We start from the raw sequence: 15,115 nt of genomic DNA, 5'->3' as shown, positions 1-15,115 counted from the left end.
GGCCTGCCGCCTAACGTCGGGGCGAGCGCCGTTGCGCCCGGTTCATCAGAGCCGGCTCTTCGGCCTTGGCGTATGCGTCGACGATCTCGGAGACCAATCGGTGGCGCACCACGTCGGCGCTGGTGAGCTGGGCGAAGTGGATATCGTCGATGCCGTCCAGGATCTCGACCGCCGCGCGCAGACCGGACTTGGCCCCACCGGGCAGATCGACCTGCGTAACGTCGCCGGTGACAACGATTTTCGAGCCGAAGCCCAGCCGGGTGAGGAACATCTTCATCTGCTCGGCCGTGGTGTTCTGTGCCTCGTCGAGAATGATGAACGCATCATTGAGGGTGTTGTGGGTGAGCAGGAAATCCTCGGTCACATACAACGAGTCCGCGGCCGCGACCCGAATGCACACAGCCTCTTGGGTACCGGCCGGCTCGATGCGGTCAATGAAGCGCTTCGGGTTCCCCCCACCCGTCGCGTCGTACTTGGCGGCCTTCCGCGCCAACCGGAAGGGGGCAAGCCCGTCTGGCAGTCGAATGTCCAAGACGTGCGCGTCGGAGCGGTAGTGGACCGCTCTGCCGCGAGCGAGACCAGGCTTGCGGCCCTCGGCTTTACGAGTACGGCAGTAGGCGATCCCACCCAGTGAGCGGACCAGAAAGATGACATCATCCCGAAGTTGGTCGGAGACCGTCGTGTACTGGATCCGACAAGTGCGACCCTGTTGCGTGACGGGACCCCCGTCGGTGTCAAGCAGTCCCTGCAGCACTGCGAGCCGAACTTCGGCGGAGTTGAAGAGGTACTCCTTCGGGATGAACTTTGTGCTCGATCGTCTGCCGTCGAGTCCAAGTCGGCGCATCGCGCCAGTCACGGGATTCTCGATCGTGATCACTTCGCCGGGTCTCCGGATCCGGTTGAGGACGTAATCGACGTCGGTCTTCTGCCGCGCCTGGATACCGGGGATGAGATCGGTCAGCGCCTGCGCCAGTTCGGGATCTTTGGTTGCGAACGTCGGTGTAGCTCGGCAACTGAAACAGCCGTCACCCAACATCAGTCCCAACGCATAGGGGTCCAGCGGCACGGGTCGTGAATCGAACGAAACGGGCGCACCGAGAAGCGGCAACTCGTAGCGGTGTTGATGTGCAACCCGAAGGTTCCCGATCATCTCCTTGGTCTCGAGAACCCGCGCCGGACGATTGCGTCGCCTATCGCTCGCGGTGTAGACCGCCCACAGGTGGTCGCTAGACGCAAGTGTCGACGAGCCATCCTGGGTCGAGACCCGATAGATCTCCTTGAAACCCTGCGGATAAACGCCTAGAACTTCGGTTGGCTGGCCATCCGAGCCGATGACGAAGTCACCGACCGCGAGCTCACCGATCGGGCGGAAGCCAGCAGGCGTCAACACCTTTGTCGACAGCGGCTGTGCGCGGCCCCGCATAAAGGCCAGTGGCGCAACCTCGATCACGCCGGCCTGCATGAGCTTCGGGATGGCGTCGGGGTCCATCATGTCGTGCAGCGCGTCATAGAGCGGGCGCAGATACGGGTCGATCTTCTCGTAGAGCGTGCCCGGCAGAAAGCCAAGGCGCTCACCGGCTTCCACCGCGGGGCGGGTCAGGATGATCCGGGTCACCTGTTTGGTCTGCAGGGCACTGACGGCCTTGGCCATCGCCAGGTAGGTCTTGCCGGTACCGGCGGGCCCGATACCGAACACGATGGTGTTGGAGTCGATGGCATCGACGTAGCGCTTCTGGTTGAGCGTCTTGGGCCGGATGGTCTTGCCGCGCCGGGACAGGATGTCCAGACTCAGCACCTCGGCCGGCGACTCGTTGTCCGACCCGGACACCATCGACACACTGCGGCGCACCGCGTCCGGGGTCAGGCTCTGCCCGCCGGCGACGATGGCGATGAGTTCGGAGATGACCCGTTCGGCCAGCGCCACGTCGGCGGCGTCACCAGCCATCGACACGGTGTTGCCGCGCACGTGCACATCGGCGGACAGGCTCTTCTCGAGGGCGCGCAGATTCTCGTCGGCGGAACCCAGAAGGCCCACGACGAGGTCGGGCGGAACAGTCATGCTGCTGCGCACCTGGCTCTGATCAGGGCGAGCAGCGGTCGTCTCGCGGGGCGTCACGTGGTCTTCGAAGCCTGCTTTCTGGGTTTTCGCCGGGTTTCCCCGGCGCGTTCAGAAACCCCAGTTTACCGCGCTCGGACAAACGCATCGTGGGTCAGCGCGGAGTTCATGAAGTCCCGGAAGTGCAGCCACCTCCCGTCGCGCAGCGTGATGATGTGGGCGAATTCCGACTCCCAGGTGTGGCCGGTGGCCGTCCGCAGGAACTTCTGGTGCCCCCAGACAGCCAGGTTGTCGCCGTCCGGGATGAACAACCAGGGCTCCATCGCCACGATCTGGATGTGCTCGGCCACCGTCGCGAAGAACTCCAGGGCGCGCTCCATCCCCTGGTAATCCCCGGCGTACGGGATGGCGTCGCTGCCGTAGTAGGTGATGCGGATCTCGGGATCGAGCAGGGCCACCGCGGTCTCGACGTCACCGGCCGGGACGGCGGTGTAGATGGCCTTGGTGTTGTCGATGTTGAGTTGCTCGCTCATCGGGCCAGCCGCAACGGGAGCCGGACGAAACCGTTCGTGAGCAGGCTGGCGGTCTGGCGCTCGGCGGGCTCGTCGGACGGCGCGATGACCGAATAGCGGTCCAGCACCGCATTGACCACGGCGAATACCTCCAGACGGGCCAGCGGCGCGCCCAGGCAGAAGTGCAGGCCGTGACCGAACGCCATGTGCTGGCGGATGTTGGGCCGATCCAGATCCAGCCGGCCCGGATCGGGGAACACCGCCGGGTCGTGGTTGGCCGACCCGAAGAACAGCGCCACCCACTCCCCCTTGCGGATCTGGGCCCCGTCGATCTCGACATCGCGGGTGGCGATCCGGAACAGCCGTTGCGGGCCGGTGAGCCGGGCCACCTCTTCGATGAAGGTGCTGACCAGCGACCGGTCCGCCCGCACCCGGGCCGCCGCTGCGGGCTCGCGGGCCAGGGCGTTCAGGACGCTGCCGATCAGGTAGGTCGTGGTCTCGCTACCGGCCACCACCAGCGTCACGCAGAACCGGACCACCTGCTCCGGCGTCAGGCGCTGACCGTCGAGTTCAGCGCGCAGCAGCGCCGAGATCAGGTCCTCGGCCTCCTCGACGTCCTGGTCCTCGTCGAGGCGGGCACTGTGGTCGATGACCCGCTCGGTGAACGCCCCGACCATCTCGGCGTTGCTGGCCATCCGCTCCTCGGGGGTCATGTCCGAGGAGAGCATGAAGGCGTTGGCCCAGTTCTTGAACCGGACGTGGTCACCGTCGGGCAGACCGAGCAGCCGCACCATCGCCCGGGTGGGGATCTCGGCGGCGAACTCCATGACGTCACGCACCCCGTCACCGGTCCGGGCGTCGAACTCGGCGAGCAACTCCGGGGTGATCTCGGCCAGCCAGCCCTCGAGGCGACGGATGCGGCGCGGCGAGAACGCCTGGCTGACCAGTTTGCGTTCGCCGGTGTGGGCCGGCGGGTCGGTGTTGACCAGCATCAGGCTGGGTGCCGAGGACGCCTCCTGGATGGGGTCGCGCGACGAGAACGTCTCATTGTCCCGGGCGGCAGCGAACACCTGGTCGTAGCGGAACAGCGCCCAGGCGGTCACCGGCTCGTCGGCGCCCGGGACGGTGCCCGGCGGCCAGTCCTGGTAGCCCGCGACCGGGGACACCTCGCGGAGGTGATCGAAGAGCGGATAGGGGTTGGCGATGCCGTCCGGTGTCGTGAGTTGGTGCAGCGCAGATGTCGTCGTCGAGGTCATACAACCAGCGTCGCGGTCGGGTGGGTAGCGGGTCGATCTCCCGTTGGAGGTCAGTTCTGCCCCCGAGCGGGCGGATTTCCCGCCACGGCCCGGTCGGCGATGCGACGATCGACGCACTGTGACCCTTGCCAGCGAACCTCTGTCCGCCAGTGCTCTGGCCGACGGCAACCACCCGGGGTGGGCCTCCAAGCCCGCGCCGCAGAGCCCGGTGTCGCGTCGCTACGCCGAGGCCTGCAAGACCGGCGGCGTCGAACCCGGCACCGACCCGATCCGGTCGGTGGCCGAATCCATCGACGTGCAGGCCGCAATCGTGCGGGACACGCTTGAGGCGGTCGGTGACGAACGCGCCCTGGCGGCACTGGAAGCGGTGCTCGACCTGTCGCTGCTGGAACGCCAACTGATCGAGGACGGGGCGCGCCGCCGCGCGATGGCGCTGTTGCAGGTGCAGGAGGGACTGAGCAAGCTGCGCGCCGTCGACGAGGTGGCCGCGATCGTCGACCGCGCTCCGCGCGAGCTCGTCGAGTGCTGCGGGTTCGACCGCGCCGTCCTGTTCCGGGTGCATGACGGACGCATGGTGATGGAGTCGGCGTATTTCGGCGACGATGTCGAGGGCGCCGAGAAGATGGTGGCCTTCGCCCAGTCGGTGGCGCCGCCGCTGGACCATATGTTGTTGGAAACGGCCATGATTCGCCGGCACGCGCCGGCGATCGTGCGTGACGCACGCAACGACCCGCGGGTTAACCGGCCGATCATCGATTTCTCGCTGACCCGCTCCTACGTGGCGGCGCCGGTGATGCCGACCGGCCGGGTGATCGGCTTCCTGCACGCCGACCGGCTCTACAGCGGGCGCACCGTCGACGAGATCGACCGCGACACGGTGTGGGCGTTCGCCGAGGGCTTCGGCTACGCCTTCGAGCGCACCGTGCTGGTCGAGCGGATGCGCCGCCAGCACGCCGAGGTGCGCGCGGCATTGGCCACCGCGGAAGAGGCCGCCCAGGCCCTGCAGGACGCCGACCTGGAACTGCGCAAGGTGGAACCCGCCGAACGCAGTCCGGCTGGCCGGATACTGGCCACCGCCACGTCGCGGGTCAATGAGATGCTGACCCGCCGCGAGGTCGAGGTGCTGCGACTGATGGCCGACGGCCGCACCAACCAGCAGATCGCCGACGAACTCGTGATCTCACCGGGCACGGTGAAATCCCATGTGAAGCGGGTGCTGCGCAAGTTGCACGCCACCAACCGGGCCGAGGCGGCATCGATCTACGCCCGGCTGGGCACTCCTGCGACCGGAGTCTGACGACGGGTCGCTAGGACGGCAACGCCCAGCGCGGAGTCAGCACACCGAGGGCGCCGAGGGCCACCGCCGCCGCGGTGGACGTCCGCAGCACGGTAGGCCCCAACCGGACCGTTCTGGCGCCCGCGGTGGTCAGAGCGGCCAGCTCCTCGTCGCTGATCCCACCCTCCGGCCCGACCAGCAGCAGGATCGAATCTGCTTGTGCGACAGGCATATCGGCCAGCGCTACGTCGGCCGATTCATGCAGCGCGAGCACCACCGCACCGGCACCGACCCGCTGTGTCACGAGCTCGGTCAACGCCCCGGTGGTCAGCGGCCCGCTGATATCGGGAATCCACGGCCGGCGGGACTGCCGGGCCGCCGAGCGGGCCACCGCACGCCAGCGACGAAGACCCTTCTCAGCGCGCTCGCCATCCCAGCGCGCCACGCAGCGGGCGGCCTGCCAGGCGATGAACCCGTCGGCGCCGGCCTCGGTGGCCAATTCGATGGCCAACTCCGAGCGCTCCGACTTCGGGATGGCCTGGACGATCGTCACCTCGGGAACCGGCCGCGCGGCGTCGCAGCGTTCCAGCACCGTGGCGGTCAGCCCGCGTTTGGTCGCCGAGGCGACTTCGCAGCGGGCCAGCGCACCGGCACCGTCGGAAAGCACCAGCACCTCACCGGGCCGAATCCGGCGCACGGTCGCGGCGTGGAAGCCCTCGTCGCCCTCGACGACGGCGGTCTGGCCGACCGCCGGGACGGCATCGGTGTAGAACAGCGTGTCGGCCAACGGCGTCAGCGGCCGCTGAAGGTTTCCCGCAGCCGGCTGAACAGCCCGCCACCGGAGTTGGCCGTCTGGGCGTGGGCCGAGCGCACCGCGGCCTCTTCGTGACCGCGCGTCTTGATCTCGGTCAGCAGTTCCTTGGTGCGGGCATCGAGTTTGGTCGGGATGCCGACCTCGATATGGGCATGCAGATCGCCGCGCACACCGGAGCGCAGGTGCGGCATGCCGTGGCCGCGCAGCGTGGTCACCGACCCGGGTTGGGTGCCCGGCGCGATGGTGATCTCGGTCAGCCCGTCCAGGATCGCATCGACGGTGACCGTGGTCCCCAGCGCGGCATCGACCATCGGCACCGAGACCGTGCAGTGCAGGTCGTCCCCGTCGCGCACAAAGATGTCGTGGGGCTGCTCGTGAACCTCGACGTACAGGTCGCCCGCCGGCCCGCCGCCCGGCCCGACCTCGCCCTGGGCGGCCAGCCGCACCCGCATACCGTCGCCGACACCGGCCGGGATCTTCACGCTGATGTCGCGTCGCGCGCGCACCCGGCCGTCACCACCGCAGCGGTGGCACGGGTCGGGAATCACCTCGCCGACGCCGCGGCACTGCGGGCAGGGACGCGACGTCATCACCTGGCCCAGCAGCGAGCGCTGGACGGTCTGGACCTCGCCGCGGCCACCGCAGATATCGCAGGTGACCGGGGTCGAGTTGCCGTGGGTGCCCTTGCCCTGGCAGATATCGCACAGCACCGCGGTGTCGACGGTGACCTGCTTGGTCACCCCGGTCGCGCACTCGGACAGATCCAGCCGCATCCGCAGCAGCGAATCCGAGCCGGGACGGACCCGGCCCACCGGACCGCGCGATCCGGTGCCGCCACCGAAGAACGCCTCGAACACGTCGCCGAGCCCGCCGAACCCGGCGAAGCCGTTGCCCGCCGCGCCGTTCTCCAGCGGATCACCGCCGAGGTCGACGATGCGCCGCTTCTCCGGATCCGACAGCACCTCGTAGGCGGCGCTGATCTCCTTGAACTTATGCTGGGCTTCCTCGTCAGGATTGACGTCGGGATGCAGTTCACGGGCCAGCTTGCGGTAGGCGCGCTTGATCTCCTGATCGCTCGCACCCTTGCTCACCCCGAGCAGGCCGTAGTAGTCGCGTGCCACGCTTGACCTTTCGAAAATCTCTGCCGGCTAGCCGGTTCTGTTGCCCAAGACTTCGCCGATGTACATCGCAACCGCTGCGACGTTGGCGATCGTTCCCGGGTAGTCCATCCGCGTCGGGCCCAGCACACCCATGCCGCCGTACACGGTGTTCGAGCTGCCGTACGTCGTGGTCACCACCGAGGTTCCGAGCATCTGCTCGGCCTCGGTCTCGTGACCGATCCGCACCGTGACCTTACCCGCCTCCTGCTGGGCGGCCAGCAACCGAAGAACGACCACCTGCTCTTCGAGGGCTTCCAGCACGGTGCGCAGCGAGCCGCCGAAGTCGGCGGTGTTGCGGGTCAGGTTGGCGGTGCCACCCATCAACAGCCGCTCTTCGTTGTGCTCGACCAACGACTCCAGCAAGACCGTGGCCGAGCGTCCCACTGCATCGCCCAGACCGCCGGAGCCGTCGAGTCTTGCCGCCAGGTCGGCGACCGCCACCGAGGCCGCGGCCAGCCGCTTGCCCTCCAGCGCCTGGCCGAGTAGCTCACGCAGCTGGGACAGCTGGTGGTCGTCGATGGTGTCGCCGAGTTCGACGATGCGCTGGTCCACCCGGCCGGAATCGGTGATGACGACCATCAGCAGCCGCGCCGGGGTCAGTGCCACAATCTCGAGGTGACGCACGGTCGAGGTGGATAGCGTCGGGTATTGCACGATCGCGACCTGCCGGGTGAGCTGGGCCAGCAGTTTCACCGCCCGGCGCAGCACATCGTCGAGGTCGACACCGGACTCCAGGAACTGCAGGATGGCGCGCCGCTCCGGGGACGACAGCGGCTTGACCTGATCGAGCCGGTTGACGAACTCGCGGTAGCCCTTCTCCGTGGGCACCCGGCCGGAGCTGGTGTGCGGCTGGGCGATGTAGCCCTCGGCCTCCAGCACAGCCATGTCGTTGCGCACGGTCGCGCTGGAGACACCGAGGTTGTGGCGCTCGACCAAGGCCTTGGAGCCGATCGGCTCCTGCGTCTCGACGAAGTCGGCGACGATGGCACGGAGCACCTCAAAGCGACGGTCGTCAGCACTTCCCATCTGGTACACCTCCAAGTCGTCTCCATTTTACGGCCATCATCTGCACAATTAGCACCCACGGCCGCCGAGTGCCACCCCACGGCGCGGCGCGTCACGCGGTGGTCACCGGCGCACCGAACTTCGCCCAGCGCTGGCATTCCGCCGTGCAACGACTAGCCTTGCTCAAATGGTGACGCCAGCCCTGGGGGTTCAGCTCCGGATGGTGCGTCGATGATCTTCAAGGGTGTCCGCGAAGGTAAGCCGTATCCGGAGCATGGTCTGACCTACCGCGACTGGTCGCAGATTCCGCCCCGGCAGATCCGGCTCGACGAACTCGTCACCACCACCACGGTGCTGGCGCTGGATCGGTTGCTCTCCGAAGACTCGACGTTCTACGGCGACCTGTTTCCGCATGCGGTGAAGTGGCACGGCGTGGTGTACCTCGAGGACGGTCTGCACCGGGCGGTGCGGGCGGCGCTACGTAACCGCACCGTGCTGCATGCCCGGGTCTACGACATGGATGCCGGCACGGCCGGCGCGTACTAGTCCGCACAGACAACAAGGCCGCGAGGCGCCTCGTCGTCGAGGCGGCCGTCGCGGCCTTGCGGGCTAGCGGGTGAGGACTAGCCGAGCGCCCACAACTGGGCGAGGCTCAGCTGCCCGGGTCCGGACAGCGGCTGGCTGACCGAATCCCGCGGGCTGACGCTGATCGAGGCGTGACCCTGCTTCTGGCAGACCGACGCATTGCCGGCGTCGCGGCAGGTGGGCGAACCGACGGTGGCCGCTGACGCGGCGGGGGCCGCAGCGATGGCAGCGGCAGCGGCGCCGGCGATGAGCAACGGGGTCAGGTGGCGGAACTTGATGGACATGGCGATCCCTTTCTGTCGTGAGTCTTGCGGAGTGCCGGTTCCCGTATCCGAAAACCGCTGGGCCCTAGTTTCTTTCATCACCCTTGGTCCCATGACTCAAGGATAGGAACTACCCACGCTCATCGCATCAACCTCATAGAGACTTCAAATGTTGCAGATTATGTTGTGTCACAGTCGTTTAAAGCGGCACAAGGCCGCGAGGCGCCTCGTCATCGAGGCGGCTCTCGCGGCCTTGCCGGCTAGCGGGTGAGGACTAGCCGAGCGCCCACAGCTGGGCCAGGCTCAGCTGTCCTGGTCCGGACATCGGCGAACCGACCCTGTCCTGCGGGCTGGTGCTGATCGAGGCGTGACCCTGCTTCTGGCACACCGAGACGCTCCCGCTCTCACGGCAGGTCGGCGTGTCCGCGATGCCGGCTGACGCAGTGGGTGCGGCAGCGATCGCCGCGGCGGCGGCACCAGCGATCATGAACGGGGTCAGGTGACGGAGCTTGACAGACATTGCGATCCCTCTCTGGTTTGGTCCTGCTGCGATCCGGTTCCCGGTATGAAAACCGCTGGGCCGTAGTCTGTTTGATCGTCCCCGACCCACATCTCAATCTTATTTGTGGCCAAATATGTTGGCACTCAACTCATATCGAAATCATATGTTGGCCGACGTGCATGGCTCATACACGACAAAGGCCGCGAGGGACCTCGTCGTCGAGGTACCCGTCGCGGCCTTGCCGGCTAGGGAGTCAGGTTCTAGCCGAGCGCCCACAACTGGGCCAGGCTGAGCTGGCCCGGACCGGACAGCGGCTGGCTGACCGAATCCCGCGGGCTGACGCTGATCGAGGCGTGGCCCTGCTTCTGGCAGACCGACGCGTTGCCGGCATCGCGGCAGGTCGGTGAGCCCACGGTGGCCGCCGAGGCAGCGGGAGCAGCCGCAATGGCCGTGGCGGCGGCGCCGGCGATCAGGAACGGAGTCAGGTAGCGGAGCTTGATGGACATGATGATCCCTTTCTGTGACAAGTCGTACTGTGTGCCGGTTCCCGTATCCGAAAACCGCTGGGCCCTCGTTTGTTTCATCACCCTTGGTCCCATGACTCAAGGATAGGAAGCCTCACGCGCCTCGGCATCAATCTCATAGAGAACCCAAATGTTGGCCGGGCTCAACTCACGACGCGGCAGGCAACCGAACCAGGAATACCGTGCTGCCCGGGGTCGACGCCACCGACACGGTGCCGTTGTGCGCCTCCACAATCGACCGCACGATCGCGAGTCCCAGACCAGTCGACCCGAGCTCACGCGAGCGCGCCTTGTCGGCCCGGACAAACCGGTCGAACAAATTGGGCAGGATGTTGGCGGGAATACCTGGGCCGTCGTCACTCACCGCCAACTCGACCATCGGGACGCCGTCGACCGTGCGGCTGCGCAGCGACGTGGTCACCGTGGTCCCCGGTGGAGTGTGAACACGGGCATTGACAAGCAGATTCGCCAGCAGCTGATGCACGCGGACCCGATCACCCGGTGCCCACACCGGCTCGTCGGGAAGGTCTACGACGAAGTGGTGCTCCGGTGCCGTGACAGCGACGTCGGTGACGGCATCGGCGACCAGGTCACCCAGCTCGATGTCCTCGATGTCGAGGTCCTGGCGCTCGTCCAGCCGGGACAGCAGTAGCAGATCCGCCACCAGTGCGGTCATCCGGCGCGATTCAGCCTCGATACGCGCCAGGGCATACTCGGTGGTTTCAGGCAGCACATCGCTTTCCTGCCTGGTCAATTCGGCATAGCCGAGGATCGCGGCCAGGGGCGTTCGCAGTTCGTGGCTGGCATCGGCGAGGAACTGGCGCATCCGCCGGTCGGTCTCGGCGAGATCGGCCAGCGCCTGATCGACGTTGGTGAGCAAGCGATTCAGGGTGTGCCCGACGATGCCCACCTCGTTTTCCGGATCTGTGTCGATCTCGTCGACCCGCGCGGTGATGCGGTGGTCGGTATCGGTGAGCGGCAGTGCCGCAACCTCTCCGGCGACCGCGGCGACCCGGCGCAATGGCTTGAGGGAGTAGCTGACCATCCAGATCGTCCCCACAGCCGTCGCCACCAGGGCCAACAGCACGAGCAGGACCACGATCGCGGTCTCCTGCGCCAGCGTCTTGTTGGCCTGCTCGAGCGACACCGCCGAGACCAAGCGATCACCGCTGGGCAATTCACGGCTACCGACCCGGTACTGACCGAGAGCACCGAGATCCACCGACTTGTTGCCGGCCTTCGCCCAGTTGATCGTTTCCAATGCGTGCAGTGCGTCATCCGGCGCCGACGTGGGTTCACCGTCGCTGAAGACCGCCGCATAGACCGCAGAGTTGTTGCGCAGCACGGCGATCACCGTTCCCGGCGCCTGCCCCTGGAAAGCAGCCAACTCCCCGGATGACCCGTGCTGCGAGTCCTGTGCCGTCGTCGACTGACCACGTTCCCTTTTGGCGTATGCATAGCTGAAGGCGGCCAGCGAGTCGCTGACATTGTCGTCCGACAGTCGCATCGCCTCGGCTCGCAGACTCGACACGGAGACCGCGCCCACCCCGATCAGCGAGACGCTGACGATCATCAGCACCCCGAGTGCGAGTTGCCGGCGCAGGGACCGCGGCTGCCACCACGGACGGGTCATTGCGGCGGTCGGAGCATGTAGCCCACCCCTCGTACGGTATGGATCATCGGCTCCCGTCCGTCGTCGATCTTGCGGCGCAGGTAGGAGATGTACAGATCGACGATGCTGGACCGGCCGCCGAAGCTGTAGTTCCACACCCGGTCCAGGATCTCGGCCCGGGTCACGGCGCGCTTCGGATTGCGCATGAGATAGCGCAGCAGCTCGAACTCGGTGGATGTGAGTGAAATCTCCTCACCGTCGCGGGTCACCTCGCGGCTGGAGCCGTCCAGCACCAGCCCGCCAACCCGCAAGGTCTCCTCCTCCTCCGCCGTCATGGCCTTGGATCGCCGCAGCAGGCCGCGCAACCGGGCCACCAGCTCCTCGAGGCTGAAGGGCTTGGTCAGGTAGTCGTCAGCGCCGGCGGTGAGTCCGGTCACCCGGTCCATCACCGAGTCCCGGGCCGTCAGGAAGAGCGTCGGCGTGTACTGGTCGGACTCGCGGATCATCTTGAGCACCTGCAACCCGTCGGTATCGGGCAGCATGATGTCCAGGACCAGCAGGTCAGGCTCGAACTCCTTGAACTTGGCCACCGCCTCGCCGCCGTCACGGGCGACCTCGATGTTCCAGCCCTCGTAGTGCAGGGCCATCTTGACCAGGTTGGTCAACGCGGGCTCGTCATCGACGAGCAGTACTCGAATGGGTGTCCCGTCAGCCCGGGTGATCTTCGGCAGCTGACCGAGGATGGCTTGCCGCGGACGCCGGGAGCGGGGCGAACTGGGACTGACCGACATAATCATGACTTTAATTGTTGTGAGCGCTGATTCGGCTGTCATGAACTACATATGAGTTTCAAATGTTGCCCATGCAAAAGGGCCACCGTCGTTATCGAAATGTCATATTTGCCTTGCTAGTTCGTTAGATATGGGTTTTCTATGTGTCCGTTGAAGGGCTCCACGGCGATACCTACTGTGGCCCTTATGAAGTGGCCTGGCGCCATGGTCAACGGGCTGTAATCGCTTGGGCGAAAGTGCTTCTCGCACCCGTCGCCAGCGCTCCCCTGACCTGTGCGTCACCAACCGACGACAGGAGCATGTGCCGTGCAACAGTCCGCTCAACTCGCAAGCGATGACCGGCCGGTAGTCACCGAGAACACGCCGGGCGGTGGGAGTGGCATACGTTCGGCATTGCGCTACGACCTGCCCGCCTCACTGGTGGTGTTCCTGGTGGCCCTGCCGTTGTCGCTCGGCATCGCGATCGCCTCCAACGCACCCGTGCTGGCCGGTCTGATCGCCGCGATCGTCGGCGGCCTGGTCGCCGGTGCTCTCGGCGGCTCGCCGCTGCAGGTCAGCGGCCCCGCCGCCGGGCTGACCGTGATCGTGGCCGGCTTGGTGGCCGAGTTCGGCTGGGCGGTGACCTGCGCCATCACAGTGTGCGCCGGCGTCCTGCAGATCCTGTTCGGGATGAGCCGCGTCGGCCGGGCGGCGCTGGCCATCTCGCCGATGGTGGTGCACGCCATGCTGGCCGGGATCGGCATCACGATCGCGTTGCAGCAGGTCCACGTGCTGCTCGGCGGTAGCTCGGAGAGCTCCGCCTGGGCCAACCTGACCGAGCTTCCGATGCAGCTGTTCTCCGCCGATCACACCGGAATGCTGGTGGGTCTCCTGGTCATCGGAATCCTCGTCGCCTGGCGCTGGGTGCCCGAGCCCATCCGCAAGGTGCCCGGGCCGCTGGTCGCCATCGTCGTCGCCAGTGCGGTCGCCGCCCTGGCCGCCCCCGGCGTACCGCGCATCCAGCTCAACGGCTCCCTGCTCGACGCGTTCGCCCTGCCCAGCCTGCCCGACGGAAACTGGGGCGCCTTCGCCACCGGCGTGGTGACGGTGGCCCTGATCGCCAGCGTCGAAAGCCTGCTCACGGCCGTCGCCGTGGACAAGATGCACACCGGAGCACGCTCCAACCTCAACCGGGAACTGGTCGGACAGGGGGCGGCCAACGTCGTCTCCGGCGCCATCGGTGGCCTGCCGATCACCGGCGTGATCGTGCGCAGCTCGGCCAATGTGGCGGCCGGGGCGAAGACCCGGGCGTCGACCATGCTGCACGCGGTCTGGGTGCTGGTCTTCGCGCTGCCGTTCGCCGGCCTGGCCGAGCAGATTCCGACGGCCGCGCTGGCCGGCCTGTTGATCGTGATCGGCATCCAGCTGGTCAAGATCACTCATATCGAGACCGCTCGCCGGACCGGCGATATCGCCGTCTACCTGGTCACGTTGCTCGGTGTTGTGTTCCTCAACCTGCTCGAGGGGGTGCTGCTGGGCCTGGCGCTCGCCGTGGCCCTGACGGTGTGGCGGGTGGCGCGGGCACGAATCCATGCTGAGCAGACCGGCCCGGGTGAATGGCGGGTCGGAGTCGAGGGGTCGTGCACCTTCCTGTCGCTGCCCCGGCTGCATCACACCCTGGCGTCCGTCCCGGCCGGCACCCGGGTCACCTTGGAGATATCGGTCGATTTCATCGATCACGCGGCGCAGCAGGCCATCGAGGACTGGCGCACGCAGCACGAGGCCTCAGGCGGCACGGTCGTGCTCCAGGAGGTCGGCGCCGTCGAACTGCGCAGCGCCCTGGCCGGACCTCCATCCCGCGCGTTCACGCCGATCGACAAGAGGCTCGGCGTGGTGCCGTGGAGCGCGTGGCAGAGCCGCACAGCGCCGCGCGCGGTGCTCGCCGGGCTGGATGTCTACCACCGGCGCACGGCGCCCTACATGCGGCCGCACATGGAGAAACTGGCCAACGCACAGCACGCGGAGACCCTCTTCATCACCTGCACCGACGCCAGGATCGTGCCGAACGCAATCACCAGCAGTGGTCCCGGTGACCTGTTCACCGTGCGCAACATCGGCGGCCTGGTACCGGTCGGGCAGGTCGATTCCTCAGTCGAGGCGGCGATCGCCTACGCCGTGGAACAACTCAAGGTGTCCTCGATCGTGGTGTGCGGACACTCGGGCTGCAGCGCGATGTGCGCACTGCTGGGTCACGAACCGGACCGCGCCATCGGCGGGGATCATCTGAAATCGTGGCTCGGTCACGCCGAGCCTGCGGTGTCGGCGTTCCGTGGCGGTGACCATCCGCTTGCCCGGGAGGCCGCCGAGGAAGGTTTCGACGAGGTGGACCAGCTGGGCATCGTCAACGTCGACGTGCAGGTCGAGACTCTGATGAATCATCCCCTGGTGCGCGACCGATTGGCGGCGGGTCAGCTCAGCGTGATCGGGTTGTTCTACGACATCCCCACCGCCCGGGTTCTCAATGTCACGCCGGTCAACCGCGGACTCGAAGTGGCACAGCGCCAGGCTGGTTGAGCTAGTTATAGGTGAACTCTTCTGTGCCTCATGTGATTTCGATATGAGTAACGTGACTGTTAATCACCACTGACATACCGTTGAGTTATCGGGCAGAGAGAACGAAACAGGTTGCAGCCGAGCACCTTACAACTCAGCCCATCAGCCAACGGAGGTGGTGAGACTTGCAGGCGACGACTTAGTGATCATGACTAATCAGCAGTGAA

The 15,115-nt window shown here is 66.7% G+C and carries 13 protein-coding genes and 3 pseudogenes; 3 read left to right on the top strand and 13 right to left on the bottom strand.

The window, feature by feature from the left end:
- Nucleotides 1-10 precede the first annotated feature (10 nt).
- From BN3385_RS29020 to BN3385_RS16545, 5 genes and pseudogenes are all read right to left on the bottom strand, one after another.
- Nucleotides 11-334 (bottom strand): annotated as a pseudogene (locus tag BN3385_RS29020) (PhoH family protein); the annotation flags it as partial.
- Nucleotides 335-595: 261 nt separating this feature from the next.
- Nucleotides 596-844: pseudogene (locus tag BN3385_RS29015) on the bottom strand (LAGLIDADG family homing endonuclease); the annotation flags it as partial.
- Nucleotides 845-1,411: 567 nt separating this feature from the next.
- A pseudogene (locus BN3385_RS29010) lies at nt 1,412-2,116 on the bottom strand (PhoH family protein); the annotation flags it as partial.
- A gap of 65 nt (nt 2,117-2,181) precedes the next feature.
- Nucleotides 2,182-2,589 (bottom strand): nuclear transport factor 2 family protein, encoded by a 408-nt coding sequence (locus tag BN3385_RS16550; protein WP_059018201.1) that lies wholly within the window; start codon nt 2,587-2,589, stop codon nt 2,182-2,184.
- Nucleotides 2,586-3,824 (bottom strand): cytochrome P450, encoded by a 1,239-nt coding sequence (locus tag BN3385_RS16545; protein ID WP_059018199.1) that lies wholly within the window; start codon nt 3,822-3,824, stop codon nt 2,586-2,588. The genes BN3385_RS16550 and BN3385_RS16545 overlap by 4 nt, the downstream gene beginning before the upstream one ends.
- A gap of 118 nt (nt 3,825-3,942) precedes the next feature.
- Between BN3385_RS16545 and BN3385_RS16540 the strand changes: the two genes are divergently transcribed.
- Nucleotides 3,943-5,121: a LuxR C-terminal-related transcriptional regulator gene (locus BN3385_RS16540; RefSeq protein ID WP_059018196.1), complete on the top strand. Its 1,179-nt coding sequence runs from the start codon at nt 3,943-3,945 to the stop codon at nt 5,119-5,121.
- A gap of 10 nt (nt 5,122-5,131) precedes the next feature.
- Here the strand turns inward: BN3385_RS16540 and BN3385_RS16535 are convergent, their stop codons facing one another.
- From BN3385_RS16535 to hrcA, 3 genes are read right to left on the bottom strand one after another with little or no spacing between them, the layout of a single operon-like run.
- Nucleotides 5,132-5,887 carry a 16S rRNA (uracil(1498)-N(3))-methyltransferase gene (locus BN3385_RS16535; protein ID WP_059018194.1) on the bottom strand — a complete coding sequence of 252 codons (756 nt, stop codon included), beginning with the start codon at nt 5,885-5,887 and terminating at the stop codon, nt 5,132-5,134.
- Between the two features lie 5 nt (nt 5,888-5,892).
- On the bottom strand, nt 5,893-7,035 hold the full coding sequence (dnaJ, locus tag BN3385_RS16530; protein ID WP_059018192.1) for a molecular chaperone DnaJ: 1,143 nt from the start codon (nt 7,033-7,035) through the stop codon (nt 5,893-5,895).
- 27 nt (nt 7,036-7,062) lie between these two features.
- On the bottom strand, nt 7,063-8,100 hold the full coding sequence (hrcA, locus tag BN3385_RS16525; protein ID WP_059022040.1) for a heat-inducible transcriptional repressor HrcA: 1,038 nt from the start codon (nt 8,098-8,100) through the stop codon (nt 7,063-7,065).
- A gap of 210 nt (nt 8,101-8,310) precedes the next feature.
- Between hrcA and BN3385_RS16520 the strand changes: the two genes are divergently transcribed.
- Nucleotides 8,311-8,625: a type II toxin-antitoxin system VapB family antitoxin gene (locus tag BN3385_RS16520; RefSeq protein ID WP_059018190.1), complete on the top strand. Its 315-nt coding sequence runs from the start codon at nt 8,311-8,313 to the stop codon at nt 8,623-8,625.
- 77 nt (nt 8,626-8,702) lie between these two features.
- On the opposite strand, the gene BN3385_RS16515 is transcribed toward BN3385_RS16520, so the two are convergent.
- From BN3385_RS16515 to BN3385_RS16495, 5 genes are all read right to left on the bottom strand, one after another.
- Entirely contained in the window at nt 8,703-8,948 is a 246-nt protein-coding gene (locus BN3385_RS16515; RefSeq protein WP_059018188.1) for a hypothetical protein, read from the bottom strand.
- A 253-nt stretch (nt 8,949-9,201) separates the two neighbouring features.
- On the bottom strand, nt 9,202-9,447 hold the full coding sequence (locus tag BN3385_RS16510) for a hypothetical protein (protein ID WP_059018186.1): 246 nt from the start codon (nt 9,445-9,447) through the stop codon (nt 9,202-9,204).
- 242 nt (nt 9,448-9,689) lie between these two features.
- Nucleotides 9,690-9,935: a hypothetical protein gene (locus BN3385_RS16505; RefSeq protein WP_059018184.1), complete on the bottom strand. Its 246-nt coding sequence runs from the start codon at nt 9,933-9,935 to the stop codon at nt 9,690-9,692.
- 166 nt (nt 9,936-10,101) lie between these two features.
- Nucleotides 10,102-11,586 (bottom strand): sensor histidine kinase, encoded by a 1,485-nt coding sequence (locus tag BN3385_RS16500; RefSeq protein WP_059018182.1) that lies wholly within the window; start codon nt 11,584-11,586, stop codon nt 10,102-10,104.
- On the bottom strand, nt 11,583-12,356 hold the full coding sequence (locus BN3385_RS16495) for a response regulator transcription factor (protein ID WP_059018180.1): 774 nt from the start codon (nt 12,354-12,356) through the stop codon (nt 11,583-11,585). The genes BN3385_RS16500 and BN3385_RS16495 overlap by 4 nt, the downstream gene beginning before the upstream one ends.
- A 306-nt stretch (nt 12,357-12,662) precedes the next feature.
- Here BN3385_RS16495 and BN3385_RS16490 point away from each other — a divergent pair, with 306 nt between their 5' ends.
- Nucleotides 12,663-14,909 (top strand): bifunctional SulP family inorganic anion transporter/carbonic anhydrase, encoded by a 2,247-nt coding sequence (locus tag BN3385_RS16490; protein WP_059018178.1) that lies wholly within the window; start codon nt 12,663-12,665, stop codon nt 14,907-14,909.
- Nucleotides 14,910-15,115 lie beyond the last annotated feature (206 nt).

It is taken from the genome of Mycobacterium sp. M26, assembly GCF_001494595.1.
Lineage (GTDB): Bacteria > Actinomycetota > Actinomycetes > Mycobacteriales > Mycobacteriaceae > Mycobacterium.
Note: the sequence above shows the minus strand (reverse complement) of the source record. Positions and strands in the feature narration are given on the sequence as shown.

What these genes read in the sequence shown, in the direction of transcription:
- BN3385_RS16510 (WP_059018186.1), bottom strand. Translation starts at nt 9,447, where the DNA reads ATGTCTGTCAAGCTCCGTCACCTGACCCCGTTCATGATCGCTGGTGCC.
- BN3385_RS16495 (WP_059018180.1), bottom strand. Translation starts at nt 12,356, where the DNA reads ATGTCGGTCAGTCCCAGTTCGCCCCGCTCCCGGCGTCCGCGGCAAGCC.
- BN3385_RS16545 (WP_059018199.1), bottom strand. Translation starts at nt 3,824, where the DNA reads ATGACCTCGACGACGACATCTGCGCTGCACCAACTCACGACACCGGAC.
- BN3385_RS16520 (WP_059018190.1), top strand. Translation starts at nt 8,311, where the DNA reads ATGATCTTCAAGGGTGTCCGCGAAGGTAAGCCGTATCCGGAGCATGGT.
- BN3385_RS16505 (WP_059018184.1), bottom strand. Translation starts at nt 9,935, where the DNA reads ATGTCCATCAAGCTCCGCTACCTGACTCCGTTCCTGATCGCCGGCGCC.
- BN3385_RS16515 (WP_059018188.1), bottom strand. Translation starts at nt 8,948, where the DNA reads ATGTCCATCAAGTTCCGCCACCTGACCCCGTTGCTCATCGCCGGCGCC.
- BN3385_RS16500 (WP_059018182.1), bottom strand. Translation starts at nt 11,586, where the DNA reads ATGACCCGTCCGTGGTGGCAGCCGCGGTCCCTGCGCCGGCAACTCGCA.
- hrcA (WP_059022040.1), bottom strand. Translation starts at nt 8,100, where the DNA reads ATGGGAAGTGCTGACGACCGTCGCTTTGAGGTGCTCCGTGCCATCGTC.
- BN3385_RS16550 (WP_059018201.1), bottom strand. Translation starts at nt 2,589, where the DNA reads ATGAGCGAGCAACTCAACATCGACAACACCAAGGCCATCTACACCGCC.